This is a genomic window from Moritella sp. 28 (genome assembly GCF_018219435.1).
In the GTDB taxonomy this organism is placed as follows: Bacteria; Pseudomonadota; Gammaproteobacteria; order Enterobacterales; family Moritellaceae; genus Moritella.
The window spans coordinates 2,826,628-2,850,903 of record NZ_CP056121.1 but is presented as its reverse complement, the minus strand read 5'-3'; the positions used below and the strand labels follow the sequence as shown (position 1 = coordinate 2,850,903).

Below are 24,276 nucleotides of genomic sequence, written 5' to 3'. Positions count from 1 at the left end.
TTATAGGGAGATGCCTATGTTAAGCAAAGATCTTGAAGTAACGCTAAATGAAGCGTTTAAAACTGCACGTGAAAATCGTCATGAATTTATGACGGTCGAACATTTGTTGGTTTCACTACTGAGCAATAAATCTGCTTGCGAAGCGATTAAAGGCTGTTCTGGTGATATCGATGCTATTCGCGATGAACTATTGCTTTTTTTAGAACAAACGACACCTATTTTACCTGAATCGGATGAAGAGAAAGAAACACAGCCTACGCTCGGCTTTCAACGTGTGTTACAGCGTGCTGTGTTCCATGTGCAATCTTCAGGAAATAATGAAGTGACAGGTTCGAATGTACTTGTTGCTATCTTCAGTGAGCAAGAATCACAAGCTGCTTATATATTGAAAAAAGCAGGTATGAGCCGATTAGATGTGATTAATTTCATTTCGCACGGGATTCGTAAAAATGATGAAGAACCGGGTGCTGAAGATAGTCATGACGCTTCGGAACAAGTCATTAATGATAGTGAAGATCAATCAACTCAACTTGAAAACTTCTCTACTAATCTCAATAAATCTGTTGTCGAAGGGCGAATTGACCCATTAATTGGACGTAATGAAGAACTAAATCGTACTATTCAAATATTATGTCGTCGTCGTAAAAATAACCCATTATTGGTTGGTGAAGCCGGTGTGGGCAAAACGGCGATTGCAGAAGGCCTTGCATACCGAATCGTCAATAAAGAAGTCCCTGATGTGATGAAAAATACGCAGGTATTCTCACTCGATTTAGGCGCTCTGCTTGCTGGTACCAAGTACCGAGGTGATTTTGAAAAACGTTTTAAATCATTATTGAAACAGTTACAAAAACACGATGATGCTATTTTATTTATTGATGAAATTCACACTATTGTTGGGGCCGGTGCCGCGTCAGGTGGTCAACTTGATGCCGCAAATTTAATTAAACCATTATTAAGTAATGGTACGTTACGTTGTATTGGTTCGACTACATATTCTGAGTACAGCCAAATCTTTGAGAAAGACAGTGCGTTAGCACGCCGTTTCCAAAAAGTGGATATTGTTGAACCCTCTATTGATGATACGGTTAAAATTCTGCAAGGTTTGAAGTCTCGCTACGAAGAACATCATGATGTACGCTATACGACTAAAGCGCTACGTGCAGCAACAGAGCTATCTGCGAAGTACATTAATGAACGTCAATTACCTGATAAGGCGATTGATGTGATGGATGAAGCGGGTGCTAAACAGCGCTTGTTACCGATAAATAAACGTAAGAAAACGATCGGTATTGGTGAAATTGAATCTATTATTGCAAAAATGGCTCGCATTCCAGAAAAATCAGTTTCTTCTAATGATCGTGATGTACTTCGAAACTTAGAACGTAACTTGAAAATGGTTGTGTTTGGGCAAGACCCTGCGATTGAAGTGTTAACCGATGCGATTCGTTTATCGCGTTCTGGTTTAGGCGCTGAAACAAAACCAATTGGCTCTTTCTTGTTTGCTGGTCCGACAGGTGTTGGTAAAACAGAAGTGACTCAACGCTTAGCTAAAATTATGGGTGTTGATCTGATCCGTTTTGATATGTCGGAATACATGGAGCGTCATACTGTATCTCGTTTGATTGGTGCGCCTCCTGGTTATGTTGGTTATGATCAAGGTGGTCTATTAACGGATGCGGTTATTAAACAACCACATGCTGTTGTGTTATTGGATGAAATTGAAAAAGCACATCCAGATGTATTTAACTTGTTATTACAAGTGATGGATAACGGTACATTAACGGACAACAATGGCCGTAAAGCTGATTTCCGTAATATTATTTTAGTGATGACAACTAACGCTGGTGCAACGGAAACCGTTCGTCAATCCATTGGTTTTAAAGAACAAGATAATAATAGTGATGCGCTTGGCGAAGTGAATAAACTGTTTGCACCTGAGTTCCGTAATCGTCTTGATAACATTATCTGGTTTAATCATCTTGATATGAATGTTATCCATATGGTTGTTGATAAATTCTTGGTTGAATTAGAAGCACAGTTAGATGACAAACAAGTTACCTTACATGTATCAAACGATGCTCGTAAATGGTTAGCTAATAAAGGTTACGATAAAACGATGGGCGCTAGACCAATGGCGCGTGTTATTCAAGATAAAATTAAACGTAATCTTGCCAATGAGATCTTGTTTGGTAAATTGTCAAATGGTGGCGCTGTTGATATTCAATTGAAGGGTGATGAGCTCGCGTTTACGTTTACGGATGTGAAAGTGACAGCGACAGAAACAGAATAAGTTAATTTTTGAATAGAACTAGAAGGTTGTTTTTTTTCGTATTAGTGTTACTTTGTATCTATGCTTGACTTAAAGAGGGAATGCAAAATGGATATTTCCGCATTAACTAGGGTCGAAATTAGTATCCCAGATGGGATTAGTTTTGACTCCTTAGGACTTGAACTTGATTATGATGGCAGTATTTCCTTTGACATTGAAACATTGGAAGCAGTGGCATTAGAAAGTGGTATTGATGTAGCTTTATTAGATGAAGACTATGTATTACAAGTATTACTTATCAGTTTTTATCAGTGGCACAGAGTACAGAATGGTGACGTCAACGCGGTCATGGAAGATATTATTGAACAAGCTAACGATTTATCTGCTTATTCTGACGATGAGTTAATTATGATGTTGGGCTCTGCTGAGATGGACAAACAAGCTAATGTTGCTATTTCGCAAATTGTTCATTAATTTAAAATGACTAAGCATAAAAAATGGAAGCCAATTGGCTTCCATTTTTATTACTATTAGTTTGATTACTCTTTATATCTTATTGTTCGTAATCAACGACTGATAGTATACATTATTCACTGTCTTTAACTTGTAAGCCAACGTTACCTGTCTTAACGATATCAATGATACCTTTCTTGAATAGTTGGCCTACAGCGCTTTTGAATGTCTTTTTACTCACACCAAATAAGCGAGAGATTGTTTCAGGGTCTGTTTTATCTGTAACCGCCATGAAACCACCATTTTTATTCAGTTCTGATAATAGTACTTGGCTAAAATCAGATACTTTTCCATGACCAGGTTCATTAAGTAAGATATCAATTTTACCGTCTTCACGTACTTTTTGAATGTATGCTTTTTGTTTTTCACCACGGTTTAATTTCTTAAACATTTCATTTTTGTAAACAACGCCCCAATGGCTATTATTTACAATTACTTTATACCCAAGATCAGTTGGATCAACAGGGGTGATCTCGACTTCTTCGTGTATTTTGTAACGCGCAGGCGTGTTGTCAACGTGACGATCTAGTTTTGTTGTTGCTGTAATACGTCCGTGAATGCGATCTAAGTAAATAGCGACAAGGTATTCACGACCCACTTGTAATGGAATGCGCTGTTCACTGTATGGAACTAAAAGATCTTTGTCTAAGCCCCAATCAAGGAATGCACCTACATTGTTTACTTGCTTTACTTTTAGCATGACGAATTCGCCGACAGCACCAAGTACTTTTTGTGTTGTTGCAATGATACGGTCTTCTGAATCAAGGTAGATAAATACCTCAAGCTCATCACCGATATCGATATCTAATGGTGAGTTTGTAAAAGGTAACAGTATTTCACCTAATACACCGCCGTCCAGGTAGAAACCCGATCCAGTTTCTTTGATAATTTCTAGGGTATTTAACTTACCTAATTCTGCCATAGTTCTTTGCTCTGTCTTGAAATAATGAGGGTTATTATAGATCACCCAATAATGCGGGCAATGTACCACGAAGCGTGAAAAAAACCCAATATTTGCGGATGAATTAGTATTAATTACTTGAAAGGTTAAATATATACACTAATATTGCTTGATAATAATGCCTTCTGTTATACTCCACACACATAATTGCGGTCTTTCTGAAGTATAAGTTCTCAAAACCTTTCGCAATTCCTAATTCCCTTAATATTAGTATAAATTATCATGACGCAACAAGACATCAAACTAACACGACTTAATAAATATATCAGTGACACGGGTTATTGCTCTCGCCGAGAGGCAGACCGCTTAATTGAACAAGGTCGCGTAACCATTAATGGTAAAATTCCAGAGATGGGAACGAAAGTGTCAGATGGCGATATGGTTTCTGTAAATGGAAAACCCGTTAAAGAAAAACAAAAACGTATCTATATTGCCCTAAACAAGCCGGAAGGTATTACCTGTACGACAGAACGTCACATTCAAGGTAACGTGATTGATTTGATTGATTACAGTACGCGAATATTCCCAATCGGTCGTCTTGATAAACCATCAGAAGGTCTTATCTTTCTAACCAATGATGGTGATATTGTTAATAAAATTCTACGTGCTGGTAACGCGCACGAAAAAGAATACATAGTTAAAGTTGATAGTACCGTTACTGACCGATTTTTAAAGGATATGGCGCGCGGTGTGCCAATTTTAGACACGATCACTAAACCCTGTAAAGTGACGCGCGAAGGTCGTTTTGAATTCAAAATAATTTTAACGCAGGGTCTAAATCAGCAGATTCGACGCATGTGTGAGCATTTTGGTTTCCAAGTGAAATCACTAACGCGTACACGTATTATGAATATTGATATGAAAGGTTTAGCAACGGGTCAATGGCGTTTACTGACTGATAAAGAAATGGCTGAAATCAATAGCATGGTTGAAGGTTCAAGCAGTACAGAAGAAGCGTCTGACTATGGTCAAGAAAAGCCAAAAACCAAAGGTGTACATTCAAAACGTGGTGTTAACAGTGCTGCACGTCAGAAGCGTTTCGGCTACGGTGACTACGCCGCAACACCTGGTCAAGTTTTGAATGAAGAAGCAAGTTCAAATGTTTGGAATAAAGATGAAACAACCGCTGATCTAGATAAGAACGATGAGCCGACATCTAATTTCTGGACGCAAAATGCAGCATCGTCTGATGCTGATATGTCTTCAGGGATAGCCCAGCAAGATAAACCAGTGTCTTATTCTGATGAACAAATTGCATCAAGAGCGCGTTTTGACTCTGCTGAAAAGAGAAAAGAACGAAAAAAACCTGTTACTCGTTTCAGTATTATTGCGGAACGTGAAAAAGCGAAACTGGCTAATGTAAAGGCTACGTCCGCTACACCTCGTGTTAAAGGCACCTTATCGTTGAAAAAGAAGTAATTAGATAAATGTCTGTCGATAAGTATCCTCAAATTGACATACCATTTGACGTTCGCTACACATGCTTGTTTTGTGGCGAACCATCAGATGCCACGATCAATATACCGTTCTCTGTGGATGATATAAATAAAGCGCCCCATGAGCCTTTATCTGTCCCAGCATGCGCAGAATGCCTGTCTTTTGTGAAAAAAGCCCGCAGCCAGTCTATCTATCAATATCGTAATGCCGTAAAAGCAGCACTAACACGGAAATATCAAAAAGCATTAAGTATTGGTTCAAATTGGACCGAGCAAGAGTTGCAAGAGTCTGAATTTGAAGGTGCTGCGTTTGAAGGTTTTAAGCGTAGTGCATGGATGATGTATACCATTGCAAAGGAAAGAATTAACTATTCTGGTTGGCCGTTATGTCTTGAGGGCGTCCCACTTGCTGCAGATGATGAGGCGGGTGGATTTACGTTTGATGGTACAGAGTTTGTCAGTGTTGAACACGCAATGGAACATTATATCAAAACCTTTCATCTTGACGATACGCTATTACCTGAACTTGTTAAACGATTAGGTACAGATAAGTTTGGTTATGCCATTCGCATTAGTCGTCTTTATTTAAATATATCGCCAGCAGAGCGAACGCAGATAATCGCTGATATAGTAGATAACCAGTCCTAATTTCTGATGTTAATAATTATAATAACTCAAAGCCGTGCTTGATTCCTTTTCATAACGACTTTGAGTTATTCAATTTTCTATTCAAATCACACCGTTTATCAGAAGATAAAATTAAGCATTATAGTATATAGTTGAGCATCAGTATCGCCATCGGCAGGACTTCTGATCAACTCACCATGACTCCCACCTTTTGCATTCGTGTATTTCCACTCTGTATTAAGTGATACAGTTGTCGTTAAATCATAACGTAGTCCGATTAACAGAGAGTTATTTTTTTGGCTGTGGTGTGATTCAGCATAGGTTACGTAAGGGGTAAATTTATCAATATTATAAGCTAAGCTTGAATACCAATTGAAATGCATCGTATCGATAAGTACTTCAGCCGTCAGTAGCCATTGGTCAAGTGAATATTCTGTGCCTAATGTGTAAATACTAATGTTGTCTGCAGGATGTTGCATAGTTCCTTGCGGTGTCGTTACATCGACTACATATTCGAAATACGCATAATTAAACATAATGCGATAATCAAATCCGCTTAATTCACTGTGCATACCTACAGTTTTCTCTATATTAAAAGCATATTGATTGTCACCTATGTCAACCACACCATTACTTTCTATACCAATATAGGGTGTTACCGCTAAATAACTCTCATCATTTATTTCGATATCCCAAGTCCCAGAAAGTCCATCATAAGACGTGAGCCCTAAGGTCGAGTTATATACCTCTTGTGGAGGTCTCGCTGACGTATATGCTTGTCCAACATAGTAGTATTCAGAGCTTAGAAACAAGGGTAACCGTAACCGCCCAACTTTTAAGTTAAAATCTGATACGCTATAACCTACGTAGGCCCATTCTAACCTCGGTGATGACCAGCTATCTTGAGGGCGTTTTACAATCTGAACCGAAGTATTGAAGTTATCATTAAAGCGGATATCACCTTGCAACCCTAAAGTTGTATCACAATCGTAACAAGTGTTATCTGTGATCTCTCGGTTGACATAGAGTGGTGTTGCATTGCTAGACTGGACTATGGAAGTCGAGCCAAAACCACTTAACGAAATGTTATCGGTAAGATTTAGTTTTGCATTTACTGCGAATGTACTGATTGATAGTGTTGTTGCTATAAAGCAAATCTTTGATATATGCATGCTTTATTCCTCCGGGTCTAAAACGAATAAAACATTAACATCTTTTGGTAATGACTTTATGGTGGCGTAAGCAATGCCGTTTGGGTTTTCTTCCAACCAATCGAGTATGGATGTAATATCATTATTTGATATGGTGACGGGTAGGTTCCCTTTTCCCGAAAATGCTAAACTGGCTCTATAACCATTCATCTGGGAGAGCGATTTACCAAGTAGCTTTTGATAAAAATAGGCCTTGTCATCGCTATCTTCTGTTAAATCAACAAGTTCAACATTTTCATTGTTAATACGTTTTACCTTTCCTTTATATATCATTCTTACCTTGCTTTTACTCAACTTAGGAAAAGAATTATTCAATGAAAATACGGCAAAACTTCGTCCTTCATCTTTTCCGATTTCTTCTTCAGCTGAGATATTAAATGGGGGCGAGAGTGAAAAAATGAGTAGTCCAACGCAAAAATTACGTAAGTTTAATCCTTTAAACATGTTTACCTGCTAATTTTAGTTCTGTTACCTATCATTCAAGTTAGTAAGAAAAAGAGTAAATAACAAATTAATTTTTACATGGAAGTCAAAAACTTATGCTTAATACGTTATCGATCAAAAAACGGCTAATAATTTTATTGTTATGTCCATTATTGTTACTTACGTTGTTGATTGGCGATCGAGTCAGTGAGTCTGTGTTTACATTAAACCAACTAAATAAGCTTCAATATAGAATTGAACTACTCACTGAGTCGTTACACTTAAATACACTACTGCATAGTATAAGAGTCAACAAACTTTCGAATGATACGGTAGCCAATGAAGATGAACTTACTTCATTCACGAACGCTGTCAATAAATTAAAAAAATTAGCACCTTTAGCCTTGCAAAAGAGTAACAACGCGATTGATTTATTATCCGATTTAGACGGTGCTGCTGAAGAGCTCACGAGCCTTAGCGCCGAAGATGTTAATGATTGGTCTAGCTGGATCTCGGATTCTACGAGTCAACTACTCCTTATATTAGAAAAAAACAACCTCGATTTTAACGATAAAGAAATAGAAAGTAATATTGAGGTCTTGTATCAATTACAGTGGCTTTATTTTTGGGCTAATGAAGAAAACTGGTACATAAACCTTATTTTTTCAGGTGCTAGTGTTGATGTTAAATCCTTATTGCCCGCCATCGTTGAAAGGCAACAGCTGTTTATTGAACGGTTTATTGCGATTAGTGCCGATAACAGTCAAATCTCTCTTTTGCAAAGTACATTTTCTGATAAGGCATTTTTAGACAGTTATGCATTACGTAATTTGATTCAAAATGAGCACTTCAAAACAAACGCAAGTAATTACGACATATCAGTGTTAGACAAACGTTTAACATTAATTAGACAAGTTGTGTCAAATGTAGGTGCGAACTTATCAATCAAGATTAAAACAAAAGTCGCTGAAGCTAAAATGCATGTGATGGCATCGAGCATTTTCATTACGGCATTATTACTCTGTGCGTCTTACTTAGGTTGGATGCTGATTCAACGTATTCTTGGCAACTTGAAAGAAATTATTGCTACGTTAACGCGTATTGAAGATACTCATGACTATTCACTAAAAGTGAAAATCGATGGTAATGATGAATTTAGTGCGTTCGCTAAAATGTTAAATAAGCTAATTGAAGAGCGCTACACAAACGAAAGTCAGATAATTCAGGCTAAGGAGTTAGCCGAACAGGCAAACGTTGCGAAAAGTTCATTTTTAGCGAATATGTCACATGAAATTAGAACCCCGTTGAATGGTGTCATTGGTATGTCCGATATCTTAGCTAGCACTAAGTTAACACCGTCACAGCAGGAGCATCTTGCGATTATTGAAAACTCCTCGCAAACATTACTTATATTAATTAATGATATTCTGGATTTTTCTAAAATTGAATCTGGTCACCTTACCATTTCTAATCATAGTTGTAATCTACGAGAAGTTATTTACGATACTGTGGCAATTGTTATCCCCGCTGCAGCATCCAAGAATTTAGATATTATCGTCAATATAACTCCAGAGCTACCGACAGAGTTATTATTAGATGAGCATAGATTACGCCAGGTCTTGATGAACTTATTATCTAATGCTGTTAAATTCACTAATCGTGGTCAAGTTAGTTTATCACTCAGTTGTAAATTACTCTCAAATAAGCGATGTGAGTTGTCGTTCTCTGTTGCTGATACTGGTACTGGTATTGAAGGCAATAAGCAACAGAAAATTTTTGAACCTTTCACTCAAGAAGATGGTTCAATTACACGAGAGTTCGGAGGGACTGGGTTAGGGCTAGCGATTAGTAGCCAATTAGTTGAATTAATGGGTGGGGAAGTCGATATTGATTCCGTAAAAGGTGAGGGGAGTAATTTCTATTTTACGATTTACGTAGATTCAGTTACCGGTATTCGTGCTCAGCAGATGGTACCAACAAATACGAAGGTAACGATTATTACTAATGAAATGGATTTTAGTCATGGTATTTGTGCGGAACTATCACGTAATAATTTTTCTGATATAACGACTGTGGCTTATACGCAAGATTTACCAAACAACGCGATGGATAAAGATATTAATCCGTTGCTCATTTATTGCCAAAATAGTGTTCCGCTAACGCTAAAAGACATAGATTTTTTAAGTAAACTAGCACTCAACTATACTTTTATTTTAGTACAGTCACATACAGATGAGAAATATGATTTTGATAATAGAATTGATGGTTTAGCTACCATACCATTACTTGGTAACCGATTACTTAAAACCATGAAATCAGCGCTGATGAACAAGGCTGAATCAGAGAAAAGCATAGCGCCGAGTTTGGATAATGAGGTAATGACTGAAGATATTGCAGTAGATAATATGCTTATCCTTATTGTGGAAGACAATTTGATTAATCAAAAAGTAGCCACCTTGCTATTAAAGCAGTGTGGTTATGATAGCCATATTGCTAATAACGGTGAAGAAGCAGTCGCAATAGTATCTTCTGGTAAACATAAGTATAAGGCTATATTAATGGATTGTATGATGCCTGTTATGGATGGGTTTACAGCGACAGAGCATATCCGGAAATGGGAAACGTCATTTTCGGTACCACAAACTCCCATTATTGCATTAACTGCAAGTGTGCTGGATGCTGATATCCAACGTTGTTTTGATGTGGGTATGAATGATTATGTACCGAAACCATTTAAAAAAGATCTACTTGTCGAGAAGATTGAGCGGCTAGCAAGCGCTGCTTAAGCAGATATTATCGCTCTTGTTTAGCCTCTGAAGTAGGACGTTGCTGACGTAATAACATTTTCAGCTCAGCAATATCCTGCTTTAACGCAATGACTTCTATATATAAGTTCTCTACATTGGGGGTTTGTTCTATTTTAGATTTTTTTCCACCATCAACAAACCACGAAGAAATAAATCCAGTAAATGTACCGAATAAACCAACACCGGCTGTCATGAGTAGTGCAGCGATAATACGCCCACCTGTTGTTACAGGATAATAATCACCATAACCAACCGTTGTTATGGTCACAAATGACCACCAAAGCGCATCCACACCATTGTTGATATTACTGCCTATTTGCGCTTGTTCTAGCAGTAAAATACCGACAGCACCAAAGGTTACAAGCACAAATGATATTGCAGACACTAAGGAAAACGTGGCTTTAAAGCGATGTTCAAAGATCATTTTAAGGACGAGCTTAGATGATCGAATATGCTGAATAGCCCGGAGGATCCGTGCAATACGAATGATACGTATAAATTGAAGTTGATCTACCATAGGAATACTAGATAATAAATCAATCCAGCCCCATTTCATAAATTGTAGCTTACTTTCTGCTTGATAAAAGCGAATGACAAAGTCGGTAAAAAAGAATAAACAAATGATATTATCCACACTGGTCAATATTTCGCTAACGTTACTAGACAGCGGGAATATAAGCTGAATAAGTGAGGAAGCAACAACATGCAGTGATAAGATGAGCATGAAAATTTGAAATGGATTCACATCATCATTAGTTTTAAGTTTTGTTTGCACAGGTTAGCAGCCTTGATTCATTGATTTTATTAATATAAACGTTACTGAGTAGTAAAACAAAATATTTTTATAATGCTTAGTAATCGGTGTGGTGACAGTGTAGCGTAGAGGTGTAAGTTATGTTTGTTATTATTTTTTATGTGCCACAAGAAAATGTGGAAGATGTTAAGCAAGCGCTGTTTAAAGCTGGCGCGGGTACTATAGGTGATTACGCACGTTGTGCCTGGCAATGTTTAGGTACAGGTCAATTTAAACCCTTACTTGGTAGCGAGCCACATATAGGCACGCTCAATGAGATAGAATTTGTCGATGAGTTTAGAGTCGAAATGGTTTGTAGTACGAGCAATGTAAGGGCTGCAATTAATGCATTGATTTCTGCCCACCCTTACGAAGAGCCTGCTTATCATATTTTACAAACACTCAATATTAATGATTTACCTTAGCGTAAATATAGAACCTATCTTAGTGATTGGCTGCACTGACAATATCGGAAATTATTTTTGCACAAGTTACAGTTATTAAACTGTCTGCATCTTGCTCTGTTCCCATTCTAACTGTTGAATGGGGCTTCATTGCACTTTTTCTTGTTGTCTTTCCCGATAAGTGTAATTCTTTTGCTTGCGTGATAGCGATGATATTTTCAGCATTTTGGGGGGTAACTCCTGCACCAGGCATGATACTAATTCTGCCATCAGCTTGAATGATTAATTCTTTGATCAGCTCGCAACCTTGTTCGGCGTCTGCTTGTTGGCCAGATGTTAAAACGCGTTCACAGCCTGCATTAATTAAGATTTCTAACGCTTGTTTAGGATCATTACATAAATCAAAAGCTCGATGGAAGGTTACGCTAATATCGCGAGAGGCCGCCATTAAACGTTTTAATGCGACCTCATCAATATCCCCCTCTGGTGTTAATGCACCGATGACTACACCTTCGATTCCCAGTAATTTCATGAATTTAATATCAGAAACCATGATATCAACTTCTTGTTCGCTATATATAAAATCACCTGCGCGAGGGCGGATTATTGTATAAAGGGGAATTGTTGCTAGATCGAGAGACTTTTGGACAAACCCTGCATTGGCGGTTAGTCCACCTAATGCCAAAGCTGAACACAATTCGATACGATCTGCACCAGCCTGCTGAGCCGTTTGAAGTGACTCTATATTATCGACACATACCTCTATTGTAATAGTCATAAACTTCCCTTTATTAAAAAAATAAAGTGATCATAGGCCGTTCTGCATTATATGAAAGTAAAAAAGACGACTAAGGTCGTCTAGATCAATCATTATGGTAAAAAACCACAATATTAGTGCTAGAAAGACAATTGTTTTTCATTAATCGCAGTTATCGTATTTTCGTCTAACGCCGTATAGCTATTTTGTTTAGGTTGCTTGATAAGAATTAGGTCTTCCGAAATGTTGGGGTAATATGATTCTTTTTTCAAATCTGTTTTCTTATATTTGAACGTACCTGTAATTTCCTGTTTTTCACGTAGACGTACAAATATAGGTTGTGCATAGCTTGGTAGTACAGATGTGACGTGTTGAAAGAAGTCAGCTGTTGAGAATTCATGTATTGGGCAATTCAAAGTAAGCGCAACCATGCCTGCTCGACCATCATGATGTGGCAGTTCGACACCGTAAGCAACAGTTTGGTCAACTTGATTAAACTCATTGAGTTGACCTTCGACTTGCGTAGTCGCCACATTTTCACCTTTCCAACGGAATGTATCACCTAATCTATCGACGAAAGAAATATGCCTGAATCCTTGATATTTAACGAGATCACCCGTATTGAAATAACAGTCGCCATCTTTTAGTACCGATTTGAATAGTTTTTTATTACTTTCTTTATCATCGGTATAACCATCAAAAGGGGATCGCTTGGTTATTCTTGTTAGCAGTAAACCCACAGCCCCCGTTTTTACTTTGATCATTTTCCCTTTTTCATTGTACAGGGGTTCGTCATTATCAATATCATATTCTACAACGGTAAAGGCAAGTGGCGTAATGCCTGCAGTGTGAGGTAAGTTCAATGCATTGGTAAAGACAAGGTTACATTCACTCGCCCCATAGAATTCGTTAATATGTTCGATACCAAAACGCTGTTGGAACTCGTCCCAAATCTCTGGGCGTAAACCATTGCCAATAATTTTTTTAATACCGTGTTGTTTATCCTTATCTTTTGTGGGTACATTCAGAAGGTATCGACATAGCTCGCCAATATAGGTAAATGCGGTTGCATTGTGGTCCCGTATTTCATCCCAAAATCGACTAGAGCTGAACTTTTCAGAAAGAGCAAGTGTGGCTGCATTACCAAACACTGCACTTAATGAAACAGTTAAGGCGTTGTTATGGTACAGAGGGAGTGATAGGTATAACACATCATCAGAAGTAAGGCGTAACGATGCCATCCCCATACCTGACATAGATTTAAACCAGCGATGGTGACTCATTTTTGCTGCTTTAGGTAATCCTGTTGTCCCTGATGTGAAGATATAAAATGCAGAATTTTTAAGTTGAATTTTAGGCGTTGTATCCGGATTTAACACCGAATAATTTGCGACCAATTTTGAGATGTCTTTAAACTTAATAGGGTGTTCTGCTGATTTCAATGCCGGGATATAAAAGATGTTTTTTTGTAACGCCGGCGATAAGTGTTCTTTAATGTCATTAATGGTCGAATGATAGATTTCATCTGCGATAATTAATTTTGTATCGACAACTGTTAGACTGTGTTCGAGGACCGCATTTTTCTGTGTTGTATTTATCATACAAGCAATTGCACCGAGCTTAACAACTGCAAGCGCGATAATAATTGTTTCAGGCCTATTATCGAGCATGATTGCCACTTTATCACTCTGGCTAATCCCATATTCATGTAAATAATTCGCATATTGATTTGCTTGATTGTTCAGCTCTTCGTAACTATAGCGTTGCTCTTTGAACTGGATTGCGATCAAACTAGAATTCTTAATAGCCTGCTCTTCAAGTAGTAAACCAATAGACATATAGCGTTCTGGTTTTGCTTTTTGTAAGTGCCATAGACCCTTTAAAATAGGCTTAGGTGTTTTTAGTATATTGATCGTGCTTTTGAATAATTGCTTACCGGTTATAACAGTCATAAGTTAATTCATTCTATTGAGTATAGGGAGTATGACGCCTGATAAATGGGTCACGCGTTGTTCTTAATTCATTAAATTAAAGGTAGCTTTTTGCTGTGATAATTTGACGTTCAAACACACTTTAGTAGGTAAATAGATAACATTTTTAAATTGAACATTAATACTAATGCGTTGAATATCAATAAGTGCTTCTAATTGTGCGAGGACACGCGCTTTTGTCGTCATGATAAATAAATCGTGTAATGATATGTTGCAGTTATGTTAATCTCTTTGTTTGGTTGTTGAATTGGCGAGTGTGTAATCGGTTAATGGCAGCTCGGTCAAATATTTGACCTAAATTGTGTAACTCAATCCTTTGATAGTGGTAGAGTTAGTGGTTCAAATAAAGATTTAAAGTTAATAAATGGAATAATTATGCAAGATGCGGGCGTATTATTACGTATTGCTTATACAGCAATGAAAGAGTTAGATATCGATGTACTCGAAGTTCTCTCTCGTTGCAACATTAGTGAAGACGTGCTGAATGATAAAGACTTACGTACACCTAATCAGGCGCAAACACATTTTTGGCAGGTCCTTGAGGACATAAGTAAAGATCCAAATATTGGCATTTCTCTTGGTGAACGTATGCCTGTTTTTACTGGTCAAGTTTTGCAGTATCTTTTTTTGAGTAGTCCTACGTTTGGTACTGGTTGGGAGCGAGCCGCAAAATACTTTAGGTTGATTAGTGACGCGGCAAGAGCTTCTATTCATATTAAAGATGATGTCGCGAGGCTATCCGTTAATTTAGACGGGATGACTGAAGATGCTAATCGGCACTTGAATGATTGTTTAGTGATAGGTGCATTTAAATTTTGCCAGCATGTTACTGACGGTGACTTTAAAGCAAATAGAATTGCCTTTGCTCATCAACAGCCTGAAGACTTAACTGCCTATGCTAATGTTTTTCCTTGTCCACTTGAGTTTTCAGCGGCAGATAATTTTATTTATTTTGATGCTGATTTGCTAGATCGACCTTCAACTCATGCCGAACCGGAGTTGTTTGCATTACATGAGCAGTTAGCAAGCCGAAAAATTGCAAAATTAGAACTTAAAGACATCGTGGATAAGGTACGTGGCGTTATTGCGCAGCAACTTGAGTCGGGTGTTGTGACATTAGAGAGTATTGCAACCGAGCTTGATATGAAACCACGTATGCTACGGGCTAAGTTGGCTGAGATTGATTATAATTTCAATCAAATTCTAGCAGATTTCCGTTGTGAGCTGTCTAAAAAACTGTTGGCGAATACGGATGAATCAATTGATCAGATTGTATATCTAACTGGGTTTTCAGAGCCAAGTACTTTTTATCGTGCATTTAAACGTTGGGTACAAATGACACCCATTGAATATCGCCGAAGTAAGCAGGTTGACGATTAACAAATCTAGAAGCATTTAACCTAAAAAGAAGTAGCTGCGAGCCATCAATGTCGCAGCTATTCTTGTGCTACGTATCTTTAAGCGCCAATTAATGATTGTCCGCAAATTCGAATTGTATTTCCTGTCACACCTGCTGCTTGTGGTTGCGCAAAAAATGCAATAGCCTCGGCTACGTCAATTGGTTTACCTCCCTGTTTTAACGAATTCATTCGGCGACCCGCTTCACGAACGGTAAAGGGGATCGCAGCGGTCATTTTCGTTTCGATAAAACCAGGTGCTACGGCATTAATGGTTATATTCTTTTCAGCAAGCGGTTTTTGCATTGCATCGACATAGCCAATAACGGCAGCCTTAGAGGTCGCGTAATTTGTTTGACCAAAGTTTCCTGCGATACCACTCATCGAAGATACGCAAATAATTCGACCATATTGACTCAATAAGTTTTCACTTAGTAGTCGCTCATTAATTCTTTCCATGGCCGAGAGATTAATATCCATAAGTACGTCCCAGTGATTATTAGTCATACGAGCGAGGGTTTTATCTTTTGTTACCCCTGCATTATGTACTACGATATCAAGTGATTTTTCACGTACAAATTCGGCAATGATAGCTGGCGTATCATCAGCAGTGATATCTGCTACTATGGTACTGCCTTTTAAGCGATGGGCAATTTTTTCAAGATCCTGCTCCAGTGCCGGTATGTCTAAACAAATTACATGAGCGCCATCACGAGCGAGTGTTTCAGCAATAGCTGCACCAATCCCACGAGATGCGCCAGTAACAAGCGCGGTTTTTCCTTGTAAAGGTTTACTCAGGTTAACCGTTCCGTGTATTGTCCCTGGTTTCACATTAATCACTTGTGCTGATATATAGGCCGATTTCGTAGAGGTCAGAAAACGGAGTGGGGCGTTAAGTAATGATTCACTGCCTGCTTGCACATACATAAGTTGGCATGTGCTGCCATTTTTACCGATTTCTTTTGCTAGGCTACGACAAAAGCCTTCTAAAGATCGCTGTACAGTTGCGTAGCTCACATCCTCAAGGTGCTCACTCGGACGACCTAACACGATAACTCTGCTACATTTTGATAGTTTTTTAATTACAGGTTGGAAAAAACGGTGTAATGCACTTAATTGTTGACTGGTTTTAATGCCTGATGCATCGAAGATAATACCGTTGAATTTATCTGATTTGCTTATCGTATTTAAGCTAATTGGTGTTGCACTGAGTGAGGTATTATTGAACAGGTGATTAAGGTCTGCTAACTCCTGCGTGCTATTCGGATAAGAGATCGCGATACTTGCATTGTTAAATGTTTCTATTACAGGCTTAATCAGGTCACTATTCGTCGCAGCCCCGATAAGTAAACGACCAGAAATAAGATCTGGACCGTGAGAAAAGCGCGTTAATGTAACGGGTTGTGGAAGATTAAGTTTTTTGAATAAGGCTGAGGTCCACTTACCATTGGCGATCTTTGCATACGTATCCGTCATTATTTAATCCTTGTTTTTATGAGCTGTATTAATCTAGCAATTGAGCATGTGTTAAAAGTTACTGTATGACTATGAGTTATTTGCCAAAGATTGGTAATAAATAGACCAGTTCATTGCAGTATAAATGGGTATAGTATAACTAAATAATACGCGGAGTTTGATTTTGTAATCATTATTCTGTTCACAACTAGATTTTAGTTCAATTCCTTATCCTGAGTTCAGGTTAATTAGGGGGGGAGCTAATTATTTCATCAATGGATTAAAGTGGTATCTCGATGAGCACAGACACATTAAACACGCGCGTTCAGCAACTTAGCTTTGGCCAGCCTAAAGAGTCCTTATTGTTGGATAGTATTGCCTTAGAGCCACTTCAGGAAAGTAAAGTTCGCGTTCGCATCGAAGCTACAAACATCAATCCTAGCGATCTATTATCGATTCACGGTGTGGGCCAATATCGTCGAACGCATGTTCCACCGCGAGTGCCGGGCTTTGAGGCGGTAGGTAGAGTTGTTGAGTTCAACGCTCCTAATCAGTCAGTACTTCAAATCGGACAGAAAGTTCTGGTGGCAACGAGTGGCACTTGGCAAACCTATGTCGATGTGTTGCCAGATAATTTATTCTATCTTCCTGAAGATCTTGATAATGGCTACGCTTGTCAGCTGTACATCAATGCCTTAACGGCTTGGGTGATCACAACCAAAATTACTCAGCTGGGCGAAGACGATGTGGTGATCATCAATGCGGGCTGCTCCGCTATAGGAAAGATCTTTGCACAGCTTTCTATGACTCTTGGTTTCACCTTAATTGCGGTAACGTCAAAACCACAGCGTTACCCGTATGGCTCTATTGCTGTTTTGGATGCTAAACAAGATTTAAACTCTCAGATTCAGTCACTTAAATTACGAACGCCGAGCGTAGCGTTTGATGCGATTGGTGGAAAGGAAGGCTTTGACCTCATCAATACATTGAGTAAAACTGGCACCTACATCAACTACGGTACACTCTCGCTAGGGCCTTATGAAACCGCATTTTTTGAAAGTATGAGGCGCAATAATATCGACTTCATGACGTTCTTTTTACGTTGTTGGGAAGAGTCGGTAGGTAAAGCGGCGAGAAAGGAAGTGTTCTATGAGATGCTAGCGCATTTTATTGAAAATGAGGTTTCACTTAATGTGGATCGTTATCTGCCTTTAGAAGATTTCCATACTGCGCTAGAGTTGGTTGAAATTGAATCCTCGTCGCTTCAAGGAAAAATAATTCTAACAATGTAAACGGTTTCATTGTAAATAGCGGCTTTCGGTACGATACCCAATCATTGGTTTTCCAACAACTGGGTGGATTTATTAGGCCTTAGCGTTATCTATAATAGAATTATCGTCGACAATTATTGTGTTATAGATGCTTTTACTTTTCTGATCGCATTTTTGATGCCTTCAGGGTCATAACCCGGTAGCATAACTACGTTATCTTGATTTGCTCCTTTGCTTGGCATTATAACCACAGCTGGTGTACCACGTAGCCCGAGTTTAGCAAATAACTGAAAGTTAGCTGTGTAACGCTCATTAGGTTTGAATTCATTAACGTTTACACCTGCTTTTTTAGCCGCTTTTTTAACGTCTTCTTTTGTTAATTTACCTTCGTCATGACCTGTTGCGAAGATTGCGTTATGGTAAGTTAAGTAAGCTTTACTGCCTTTTTCAGAAAAAACCCATTGTCCCATGTCAGCTGCGTAACCAGATACTTCCCAGCGTGTAGAAAAAATAGGTGTTTCTTTAAAAATGAATTTAGCATCAGGGTTTTCTTTTATTATGCTATCAAATTCAGGGCTCAATTTGGCACAGTATGCACATTGATAATCAAAGAATTCGATAATACTTACAGCTGCATCACTCGGGCCGATGAAAGGACTTTTTTTGTCTTTAAGTAGTGCATCTTGATTGTCTACGATTGCTTTAGCGCTTGCGGCTTGTTGTAATTTCATTTGTTTTAATTGCAGGTTTTTTGAAGCTTGTACCAAAATTTCTGGATGGTTTACTATGTATTCAGCTGCAATTTTCCCGATTTCATCTTCTTGTTCTTTATTAAATGTTGAATTCGAAGCCATGCAATTAAGGCTGATAAGTGTGCTCAAAGCAACTGCAATAGAAAGAGATGATTTTTTCATTTTAAAACTCATTTAATGTAAGTAGTGTGGTATGTGTAAGCATAATGAAAGAAAAGTTCATTAAAAGAGCATTAAAAGAGCATTAAAAGTTCATTAAAATTAAATTCGTACCATGAATTTTAAGCTTGTCGTCCTGCTCAAATCTTTCTTGTGGCACATCCTTGCTAAGCCCCCGCTTAAAATATTATGAGCTCTCGCGGATAGAAATGTCGCCTTTGGTGTCAATGTGATATATGAAACAACAAGTACACTTAATTAGATGTACCACTTATGGGAGGTCTGTATGACGTGTGTTATGTAAGATCTGAGTCTAGTAATGGTTCACTACGTATAAATAATATTATGTAATAAATTGATTTTACATTGGTTTATGCTTTTCCTTTCCCCTTTAGGATGATTTCAAAATGCAATACAAACTACGATTCTTGATTCCAGCAGCATTGACCTTGGTACTCAGTGCTTGTGGCGGGAGCGGGGGCACAGAAACACATTCGAAAAACCTGTCATCTTTGACCATATACCCGTCTCATTCGCAAACACCAGCTGAACAACTCGAGGTTCATCAGGGGATGTCTCAGGATCTAAGGACTATCGCACACTACACAGATCCGGAGTATTATCCTGATGAGGATGTAACCCAGCATGTTAAGTGGCTGCAATCCGCCCCCGAAAATTTCGAGCAGTCTCAGGGACACTTTTTGGCTAAAGCTTTTCCCGGAGCCGAAACTGATATTAACGTGGTTATGGATGGCGTATCCAGTCAACATGTACAGCTTTTGGTTATTCCTGGAACCCTGACAAAGCTTGAAGTGATTGCTGAAGACGCTAATGATGATTTGGTGGTTCCGAGAGGCCAATCAATTATACTTAGTGCTTTGGCTACGTTTGAAGGTGATGACGGTCAGAACCATGTTTATGATGTCAGCAGTGATGCACTGTGGACCCTAAGTAACCCTGAGGAGTTTGTTGTTGAGGGTAATACTTTTAGGGCGATAGGAAAAGCGGGTTCGGATATTAGTGCAAGCTTAGTAGGGAGCTACGATACATCAAGTGAAGCGAGGAAGTTGACAATCACGAATGGGGAATTAACAGGAATCCATATCAAACTGGAAGACAATCAGAGTCACACGGTTGCCAAGGGTTACAGTATCAGCTTGCACGTGTACGGTACCTTTAAAGGGTCAACTGCTTTAAGAAACTTCGAACAAGATATTACTGAAGAAAGCTATGTGAAATACTTGGGGGGCAATGGTAGTTTCTCCCATAACAGAAATGTGTACCACGCAAATGGTGAACCTGGCAGTGTCGAAACTATTTCTGTGAGAGCGCTTGATGAATATAGCTATCATGAATTCTCTGACGAGATTACTCTCACTGTGGGTAATCCCGTACTCGACGATTTGATTATTACTGAAAGACTCGAACTCGGAGATAGTATTCCACTTGCTCAATCTCGAGAATTTATAGCGACTGGGCATTTCGGTTCTGACTATGGGGAGGACTTCAATCAGCTGGTAACCGACGATGTATCATGGACTACGAATGAACCATTTGTATTAAGTCAGAAAGAAAACATATTCTTCGCTGAGACGACTGGACGAGCTGTGGTTACTGCTACTGACAATAATGCAAAAGTAAGCGCACATTATAATACGGAGGCGATAAAATTCAGCGACAGTGCAGAGAACAACGGTAATACATTTTTCCATCCAGTGACCAAAGAAGAGGCTGAGGTTGAAGGGATGGATGACGGTGTTTATAAACCAGTTCCGACAGTTGAATGGGCACTGTTGACTTGGTCTGATGCGAACATTTATTGTAGTCTAAAAGGCTTTAAACTAGCGACAGTCGATCAACTCATTAGTTTATCCCATGGTTATGACAAATATGAAAATATAAACTACGCCAATGGTTGGCCAATTTTAAAGCGTTATTGGACACATAATTTGGCTAATGGTAATCAACATTTTGCCTATAATATGGGCGGCAATGCGGATTATGACAAAGAAGACAATGATACTCCTCTGCTCGCGATTTGTATTCAGCACAGCGGGGATTAGTGAACAAAGAATCTTCAAAATACGATTATGGTAAGGCGTTTCAATATTCCTTACCATAAAGATAATCTGGCACTCGCTCACTCAAAATATAATTATTGTTTACGTATTTATTTTATTTAATGAATACTAAATTTTCTTATACCCATTTGTAATACATGACAATTTTGATATTGTTGAAGACACATTAATTAAAGTGTCTTCACATATACGTTTCAAGCTTAGCTTGGCGTTATCAAAATTAAGGGATAAGCGTGCAATTATCAGGTCAAAGAATAAAACTATCACCATTAGATGAAACGGATAAGCGTCTTTTTATTGAAATATCAATGTGTCCCAAAATGATGGAACATGTTTATCAAGCATTTACATATGAAGACGCTGCAGCCGCGTTCGCAGCTAAATCACAGCCTTGGACTATTGAAAGTGACGGATGGCTATCATTAGGCATATCTGAAACCGCAACCGGTGAAAAACTAGGGAATATTGGACTTAAAATTGTTAACCATGAAGCCAAAATTGCTGTGGTTGGCTATATGATTAAGCAGGGCGCTCAAGGAAAAGGGTTTGGAAGTGAAGCATTGAACTTGCTTAAAGACTATGCGCTCAATGGATTGGCACTTAATAAGCTAACAGCTACATGTTCAGTTCATAATATGGGTTCATTTAAACTGCTCGAAAAAATTGGCTTTATTCGTGAGGGCCGTTTACAGCAAAACTCTTTAATTAGTAACAAGTATGTAGATGATTATATCTATGGTTTGTGCAAATAGTTTTATAACAAATCGCTCTAAGCTGTTTTTATCCATTGTGATCCAGCCTTGGTCAGATTAGATGCTTATTCATATTCTATTTATGTAAATTCGTGATACTTAAAAATTCAACATTTTTCAATTTTCAAAAGGATATATAATGATAAATAAAATGATGTCTGTTGCTACTGTTTCATTTTTATTAGCTATATCATCAACTACCTATGCAGGGCAGTTGACAGGCTGCGCTGCAAAAAAGAATGAGTTAGAAACGCAAATAACGTATGCAAAAAAACATGATAATACCTATCGTATTCAGGGCTTAGAAAAAGCACTCAAGGAAATAAATGAAAACTGTACCGATGAATCATTGAAAACTAAACGAATGAAGAAAATAACAGAAAAAGAACAGAAGGTTGCAGAAAGAAAACACGACCTCAAAGAAGCAAAAGAAACTGGTAACCCAGATAAAATAAAAAAGAAAGAGCGGAAGTTAGAGACTGCTGTTAATGAACTATCTGAAGCTAAAAACGAGCTTTCACGTTAATTGTAGTCGCACAGCTTAATCTAACAACAAGTTAAATAACATAACCATTATGGTTAATGGGGAGAGGGTATTAGTTAGGCTCTCTCAATTAATATGTTCATATTAGTTTGCCATGTATTATTAAAATAATGGATAAGTAAAAAGTAAGATCTTCCCTCCGTTGGTTTGAGTTAAACACAGCCCTGGTTTTTCAGCCAATTCTGTCCAATTTCGGGTTAATCAAATCCTCATCGCATAAATATGCAACTACCTCAAATAGAGAGTGTTAAAATAGCGGTGAACAAACAACCACGTTAGAGTTTTTATTTTAAACTTGTTTCAACAATGTTACATTGATGTATCTAAAGCCTAATGTGCTGCGGGCATATATAAGTCATTTTAATTAAAGGAATAAACCATGACAGGTCAAACAATAAGAAGAGTTGCAATTATCGGCGGTAACCGTATCCCGTTTGCACGTTCAAACACAGCATATTCGAAACTAAGTAACCAAGACATGCTTACCGAAACGATCCGTGGTTTAGTGGTTAAATATGGTCTACGTGGAGAACAACTTGGTGAAGTTGTTGCGGGGGCGGTAATTAAACACTCTCGCGATTTTAACTTAACGCGTGAAGCGGTATTAAGTGCAGGCCTAGCACCTGAAACACCTTGTTATGATATTCAACAAGCATGTGGTACTGGTCTAGCTGCTGCCATTCAAGTAGCAAACAAGATTGCACTGGGTCAAATTGAAGCGGGTATTGCTGGTGGTTCTGATACAACATCTGACGCACCGATTGCAGTGAGTGAAGGTATGCGCAGTGTTTTACTTGAGTTGAACCGCGCTAAAACGGGTAAACAACGCTTAAGTGCACTTTCTCGTTTACGTCCTAAACATTTCGTGCCACTTACGCCAGCGAATAAAGAACCTCGTACAAAAATGGCGATGGGTGATCATTGTCAAGTGACAGCGAAAGAGTGGAATATCTCACGCGAAGCACAAGATGAATTAGCATGTGCAAGTCATCAGAAATTAGCGGCTGCATATACAGAAGGTTTCTTCGATACATTAGTATCGCCTATGGCTGGTCTAACTAAAGATAATGTATTACGTGCAGATACGACAGTTGAAAAACTAGCTAAATTAAAGCCTTGTTTTGATAAAGTAAATGGCACTATGACGGCGGGTAACAGTACTAACCTTACGGACGGTGCATCTGCTGTATTACTAGCAAGTGAAGAGTGGGCTGCTGAACACAACTTACCGGTTCAAGCTTATCTAACATTTGGTGAAACAGCGGCTGTTGACTTTGTTGATAAAAAAGAAGGTCTGTTAATGGCTCCCGCATATGCAGTGCCAAAAATGCTTAAGCGTGCAGGTCTAACATTACAAGATTTCGATTTCTATGAAATTCATGAAGCATTTGCAGCACAAGTATTATCAACGCTAGCTGCGTGGGAAGATGAGAAATTTTGTAAAGAGAAACTTGGTCTTGATGCACCGCTTGGTTCAATCGATTTAACTAAATTAAACGTGAAAGGTAGTAGTTTAGCAACGGGTCATCCTTTCGCAGCTACAGGTGGTCGTGTTATCGCAACACTGGCACAACTGCTTGATCAGAAAGGTTCAGGTCGTGGTTTAATCTCGATTTGTGCTGCTGGTGGTCAAGGTATTACCGCTATTTTAGAAAAATAAATACTTCGTT

21 protein-coding genes are annotated in these 24,276 nt (G+C 38.4%); 12 read left to right on the top strand and 9 right to left on the bottom strand.

Annotated elements, in window-relative coordinates:
• Positions 1-16 precede the first annotated feature (16 nt).
• Both clpA and HWV02_RS12570 read left to right on the top strand, forming a co-directional pair.
• The gene (gene clpA, locus HWV02_RS12575) at positions 17-2,293 is read left to right on the top strand and encodes an ATP-dependent Clp protease ATP-binding subunit ClpA (protein WP_211676151.1); all 2,277 of its coding nucleotides are present in this window, start codon (positions 17-19) and stop codon (positions 2,291-2,293) included.
• Between the two features lie 87 nt (positions 2,294-2,380).
• Positions 2,381-2,746, top strand: a complete 366-nt coding sequence (locus HWV02_RS12570; protein WP_211671810.1) for a hypothetical protein — start codon at positions 2,381-2,383, stop codon at positions 2,744-2,746.
• A 112-nt stretch (positions 2,747-2,858) separates the two neighbouring features.
• On the opposite strand, the gene HWV02_RS12565 is transcribed toward HWV02_RS12570, so the two are convergent.
• Entirely contained in the window at positions 2,859-3,707 is an 849-nt protein-coding gene (locus tag HWV02_RS12565) for a S1 RNA-binding domain-containing protein (protein ID WP_211671809.1), read from the bottom strand.
• A 261-nt stretch (positions 3,708-3,968) separates the two neighbouring features.
• On the opposite strand from HWV02_RS12565, the gene rluF reads away from it, so the two are divergent.
• Entirely contained in the window at positions 3,969-5,165 is a 1,197-nt protein-coding gene (rluF, locus tag HWV02_RS12560) for a 23S rRNA pseudouridine(2604) synthase RluF (RefSeq protein WP_211688021.1), read from the top strand.
• An 8-nt stretch (positions 5,166-5,173) separates the two neighbouring features.
• On the top strand, positions 5,174-5,830 hold the full coding sequence (locus HWV02_RS12555) for a hypothetical protein (protein ID WP_211688019.1): 657 nt from the start codon (positions 5,174-5,176) through the stop codon (positions 5,828-5,830).
• Between the two features lie 98 nt (positions 5,831-5,928).
• Here the strand turns inward: HWV02_RS12555 and HWV02_RS12550 are convergent, their stop codons facing one another.
• Together HWV02_RS12550 and HWV02_RS12545 are read right to left on the bottom strand one after the other, a co-directional pair.
• Positions 5,929-6,981 (bottom strand): hypothetical protein, encoded by a 1,053-nt coding sequence (locus tag HWV02_RS12550; RefSeq protein WP_211688018.1) that lies wholly within the window; start codon positions 6,979-6,981, stop codon positions 5,929-5,931.
• Between the two features lie 3 nt (positions 6,982-6,984).
• Positions 6,985-7,464, bottom strand: coding sequence for a hypothetical protein (locus tag HWV02_RS12545; RefSeq protein WP_211676147.1), 480 nt, complete (start codon positions 7,462-7,464; stop codon positions 6,985-6,987).
• Between the two features lie 95 nt (positions 7,465-7,559).
• Here HWV02_RS12545 and HWV02_RS12540 point away from each other — a divergent pair, with 95 nt between their 5' ends.
• Complete coding sequence (locus HWV02_RS12540) at positions 7,560-10,229, top strand: ATP-binding protein (RefSeq protein ID WP_211688016.1); 2,670 nt, start codon at positions 7,560-7,562, stop codon at positions 10,227-10,229.
• 7 nt (positions 10,230-10,236) lie between these two features.
• Here the strand turns inward: HWV02_RS12540 and HWV02_RS12535 are convergent, their stop codons facing one another.
• A complete protein-coding gene (locus HWV02_RS12535; protein ID WP_211688014.1) occupies positions 10,237-11,025 on the bottom strand; it encodes a potassium channel family protein in 789 nt (262 codons plus the stop codon).
• Positions 11,026-11,144: 119 nt separating this feature from the next.
• On the opposite strand from HWV02_RS12535, the gene HWV02_RS12530 reads away from it, so the two are divergent.
• A complete protein-coding gene (locus tag HWV02_RS12530; protein ID WP_211676144.1) occupies positions 11,145-11,468 on the top strand; it encodes an NGG1p interacting factor NIF3 in 324 nt (107 codons plus the stop codon).
• A 19-nt stretch (positions 11,469-11,487) separates the two neighbouring features.
• On the opposite strand, the gene HWV02_RS12525 is transcribed toward HWV02_RS12530, so the two are convergent.
• From HWV02_RS12525 to HWV02_RS12515, 3 genes are all read right to left on the bottom strand, one after another.
• Positions 11,488-12,225 carry a copper homeostasis protein CutC gene (locus tag HWV02_RS12525; RefSeq protein WP_211676143.1) on the bottom strand — a complete coding sequence of 246 codons (738 nt, stop codon included), beginning with the start codon at positions 12,223-12,225 and terminating at the stop codon, positions 11,488-11,490.
• Positions 12,226-12,344: 119 nt separating this feature from the next.
• The gene (locus HWV02_RS12520) at positions 12,345-14,156 is read right to left on the bottom strand and encodes a long-chain-acyl-CoA synthetase (RefSeq protein WP_211676142.1); all 1,812 of its coding nucleotides are present in this window, start codon (positions 14,154-14,156) and stop codon (positions 12,345-12,347) included.
• A 63-nt stretch (positions 14,157-14,219) separates the two neighbouring features.
• Positions 14,220-14,381: a hypothetical protein gene (locus HWV02_RS12515; RefSeq protein ID WP_211690643.1), complete on the bottom strand. Its 162-nt coding sequence runs from the start codon at positions 14,379-14,381 to the stop codon at positions 14,220-14,222.
• Between the two features lie 189 nt (positions 14,382-14,570).
• On the opposite strand from HWV02_RS12515, the gene HWV02_RS12510 reads away from it, so the two are divergent.
• Complete coding sequence (locus HWV02_RS12510) at positions 14,571-15,575, top strand: AraC family transcriptional regulator (RefSeq protein WP_211676141.1); 1,005 nt, start codon at positions 14,571-14,573, stop codon at positions 15,573-15,575.
• Between the two features lie 77 nt (positions 15,576-15,652).
• Here the strand turns inward: HWV02_RS12510 and HWV02_RS12505 are convergent, their stop codons facing one another.
• A complete protein-coding gene (locus tag HWV02_RS12505) occupies positions 15,653-17,068 on the bottom strand; it encodes a 3-oxoacyl-ACP reductase (protein ID WP_211676140.1) in 1,416 nt (471 codons plus the stop codon).
• A 275-nt stretch (positions 17,069-17,343) separates the two neighbouring features.
• Between HWV02_RS12505 and HWV02_RS12500 the strand changes: the two genes are divergently transcribed.
• On the top strand, positions 17,344-18,339 hold the full coding sequence (locus HWV02_RS12500) for a zinc-dependent alcohol dehydrogenase family protein (protein WP_211676139.1): 996 nt from the start codon (positions 17,344-17,346) through the stop codon (positions 18,337-18,339).
• Positions 18,340-18,452: 113 nt separating this feature from the next.
• Here HWV02_RS12500 and HWV02_RS12495 read toward each other — a convergent pair whose 3' ends face one another.
• Positions 18,453-19,232, bottom strand: a complete 780-nt coding sequence (locus HWV02_RS12495; protein ID WP_211688012.1) for a thioredoxin domain-containing protein — start codon at positions 19,230-19,232, stop codon at positions 18,453-18,455.
• Positions 19,233-19,930: 698 nt separating this feature from the next.
• On the opposite strand from HWV02_RS12495, the gene HWV02_RS12490 reads away from it, so the two are divergent.
• The 4 genes from HWV02_RS12490 to HWV02_RS12475 all read left to right on the top strand — a co-directional run bounded on the left by HWV02_RS12490 (position 19,931) and on the right by HWV02_RS12475 (position 24,266).
• Positions 19,931-21,292 carry an adhesion domain-containing protein gene (locus HWV02_RS12490; RefSeq protein WP_211688010.1) on the top strand — a complete coding sequence of 454 codons (1,362 nt, stop codon included), beginning with the start codon at positions 19,931-19,933 and terminating at the stop codon, positions 21,290-21,292.
• A gap of 251 nt (positions 21,293-21,543) precedes the next feature.
• The gene (locus HWV02_RS12485; protein ID WP_211676136.1) at positions 21,544-22,062 is read left to right on the top strand and encodes a GNAT family N-acetyltransferase; all 519 of its coding nucleotides are present in this window, start codon (positions 21,544-21,546) and stop codon (positions 22,060-22,062) included.
• A gap of 139 nt (positions 22,063-22,201) precedes the next feature.
• Positions 22,202-22,588, top strand: coding sequence for a DUF1090 domain-containing protein (locus HWV02_RS12480; protein WP_211688008.1), 387 nt, complete (start codon positions 22,202-22,204; stop codon positions 22,586-22,588).
• 397 nt (positions 22,589-22,985) lie between these two features.
• Positions 22,986-24,266: an acetyl-CoA C-acetyltransferase gene (locus HWV02_RS12475; protein ID WP_211671782.1), complete on the top strand. Its 1,281-nt coding sequence runs from the start codon at positions 22,986-22,988 to the stop codon at positions 24,264-24,266.
• Positions 24,267-24,276 lie beyond the last annotated feature (10 nt).

Bases quoted from the DNA above. Each gene is read 5' to 3' on its own strand.
- HWV02_RS12530 (WP_211676144.1), top strand. From the start codon at position 11,145: ATGTTTGTTATTATTTTTTATGTGCCACAAGAAAATGTGGAAGATGTT.
- HWV02_RS12525 (WP_211676143.1), bottom strand. From the start codon at position 12,225: ATGACTATTACAATAGAGGTATGTGTCGATAATATAGAGTCACTTCAA.
- HWV02_RS12500 (WP_211676139.1), top strand. From the start codon at position 17,344: ATGAGCACAGACACATTAAACACGCGCGTTCAGCAACTTAGCTTTGGC.
- clpA (WP_211676151.1), top strand. From the start codon at position 17: ATGTTAAGCAAAGATCTTGAAGTAACGCTAAATGAAGCGTTTAAAACT.
- HWV02_RS12565 (WP_211671809.1), bottom strand. From the start codon at position 3,707: ATGGCAGAATTAGGTAAGTTAAATACCCTAGAAATTATCAAAGAAACT.
- HWV02_RS12570 (WP_211671810.1), top strand. From the start codon at position 2,381: ATGGATATTTCCGCATTAACTAGGGTCGAAATTAGTATCCCAGATGGG.
- HWV02_RS12555 (WP_211688019.1), top strand. From the start codon at position 5,174: ATGTCTGTCGATAAGTATCCTCAAATTGACATACCATTTGACGTTCGC.
- HWV02_RS12550 (WP_211688018.1), bottom strand. From the start codon at position 6,981: ATGCATATATCAAAGATTTGCTTTATAGCAACAACACTATCAATCAGT.
- HWV02_RS12505 (WP_211676140.1), bottom strand. From the start codon at position 17,068: ATGACGGATACGTATGCAAAGATCGCCAATGGTAAGTGGACCTCAGCC.
- HWV02_RS12510 (WP_211676141.1), top strand. From the start codon at position 14,571: ATGCAAGATGCGGGCGTATTATTACGTATTGCTTATACAGCAATGAAA.
- HWV02_RS12495 (WP_211688012.1), bottom strand. From the start codon at position 19,232: ATGAAAAAATCATCTCTTTCTATTGCAGTTGCTTTGAGCACACTTATC.
- rluF (WP_211688021.1), top strand. From the start codon at position 3,969: ATGACGCAACAAGACATCAAACTAACACGACTTAATAAATATATCAGT.
- HWV02_RS12475 (WP_211671782.1), top strand. From the start codon at position 22,986: ATGACAGGTCAAACAATAAGAAGAGTTGCAATTATCGGCGGTAACCGT.
- HWV02_RS12545 (WP_211676147.1), bottom strand. From the start codon at position 7,464: ATGTTTAAAGGATTAAACTTACGTAATTTTTGCGTTGGACTACTCATT.
- HWV02_RS12520 (WP_211676142.1), bottom strand. From the start codon at position 14,156: ATGACTGTTATAACCGGTAAGCAATTATTCAAAAGCACGATCAATATA.
- HWV02_RS12540 (WP_211688016.1), top strand. From the start codon at position 7,560: ATGCTTAATACGTTATCGATCAAAAAACGGCTAATAATTTTATTGTTA.
- HWV02_RS12515 (WP_211690643.1), bottom strand. From the start codon at position 14,381: ATGACGACAAAAGCGCGTGTCCTCGCACAATTAGAAGCACTTATTGAT.
- HWV02_RS12480 (WP_211688008.1), top strand. From the start codon at position 22,202: ATGATAAATAAAATGATGTCTGTTGCTACTGTTTCATTTTTATTAGCT.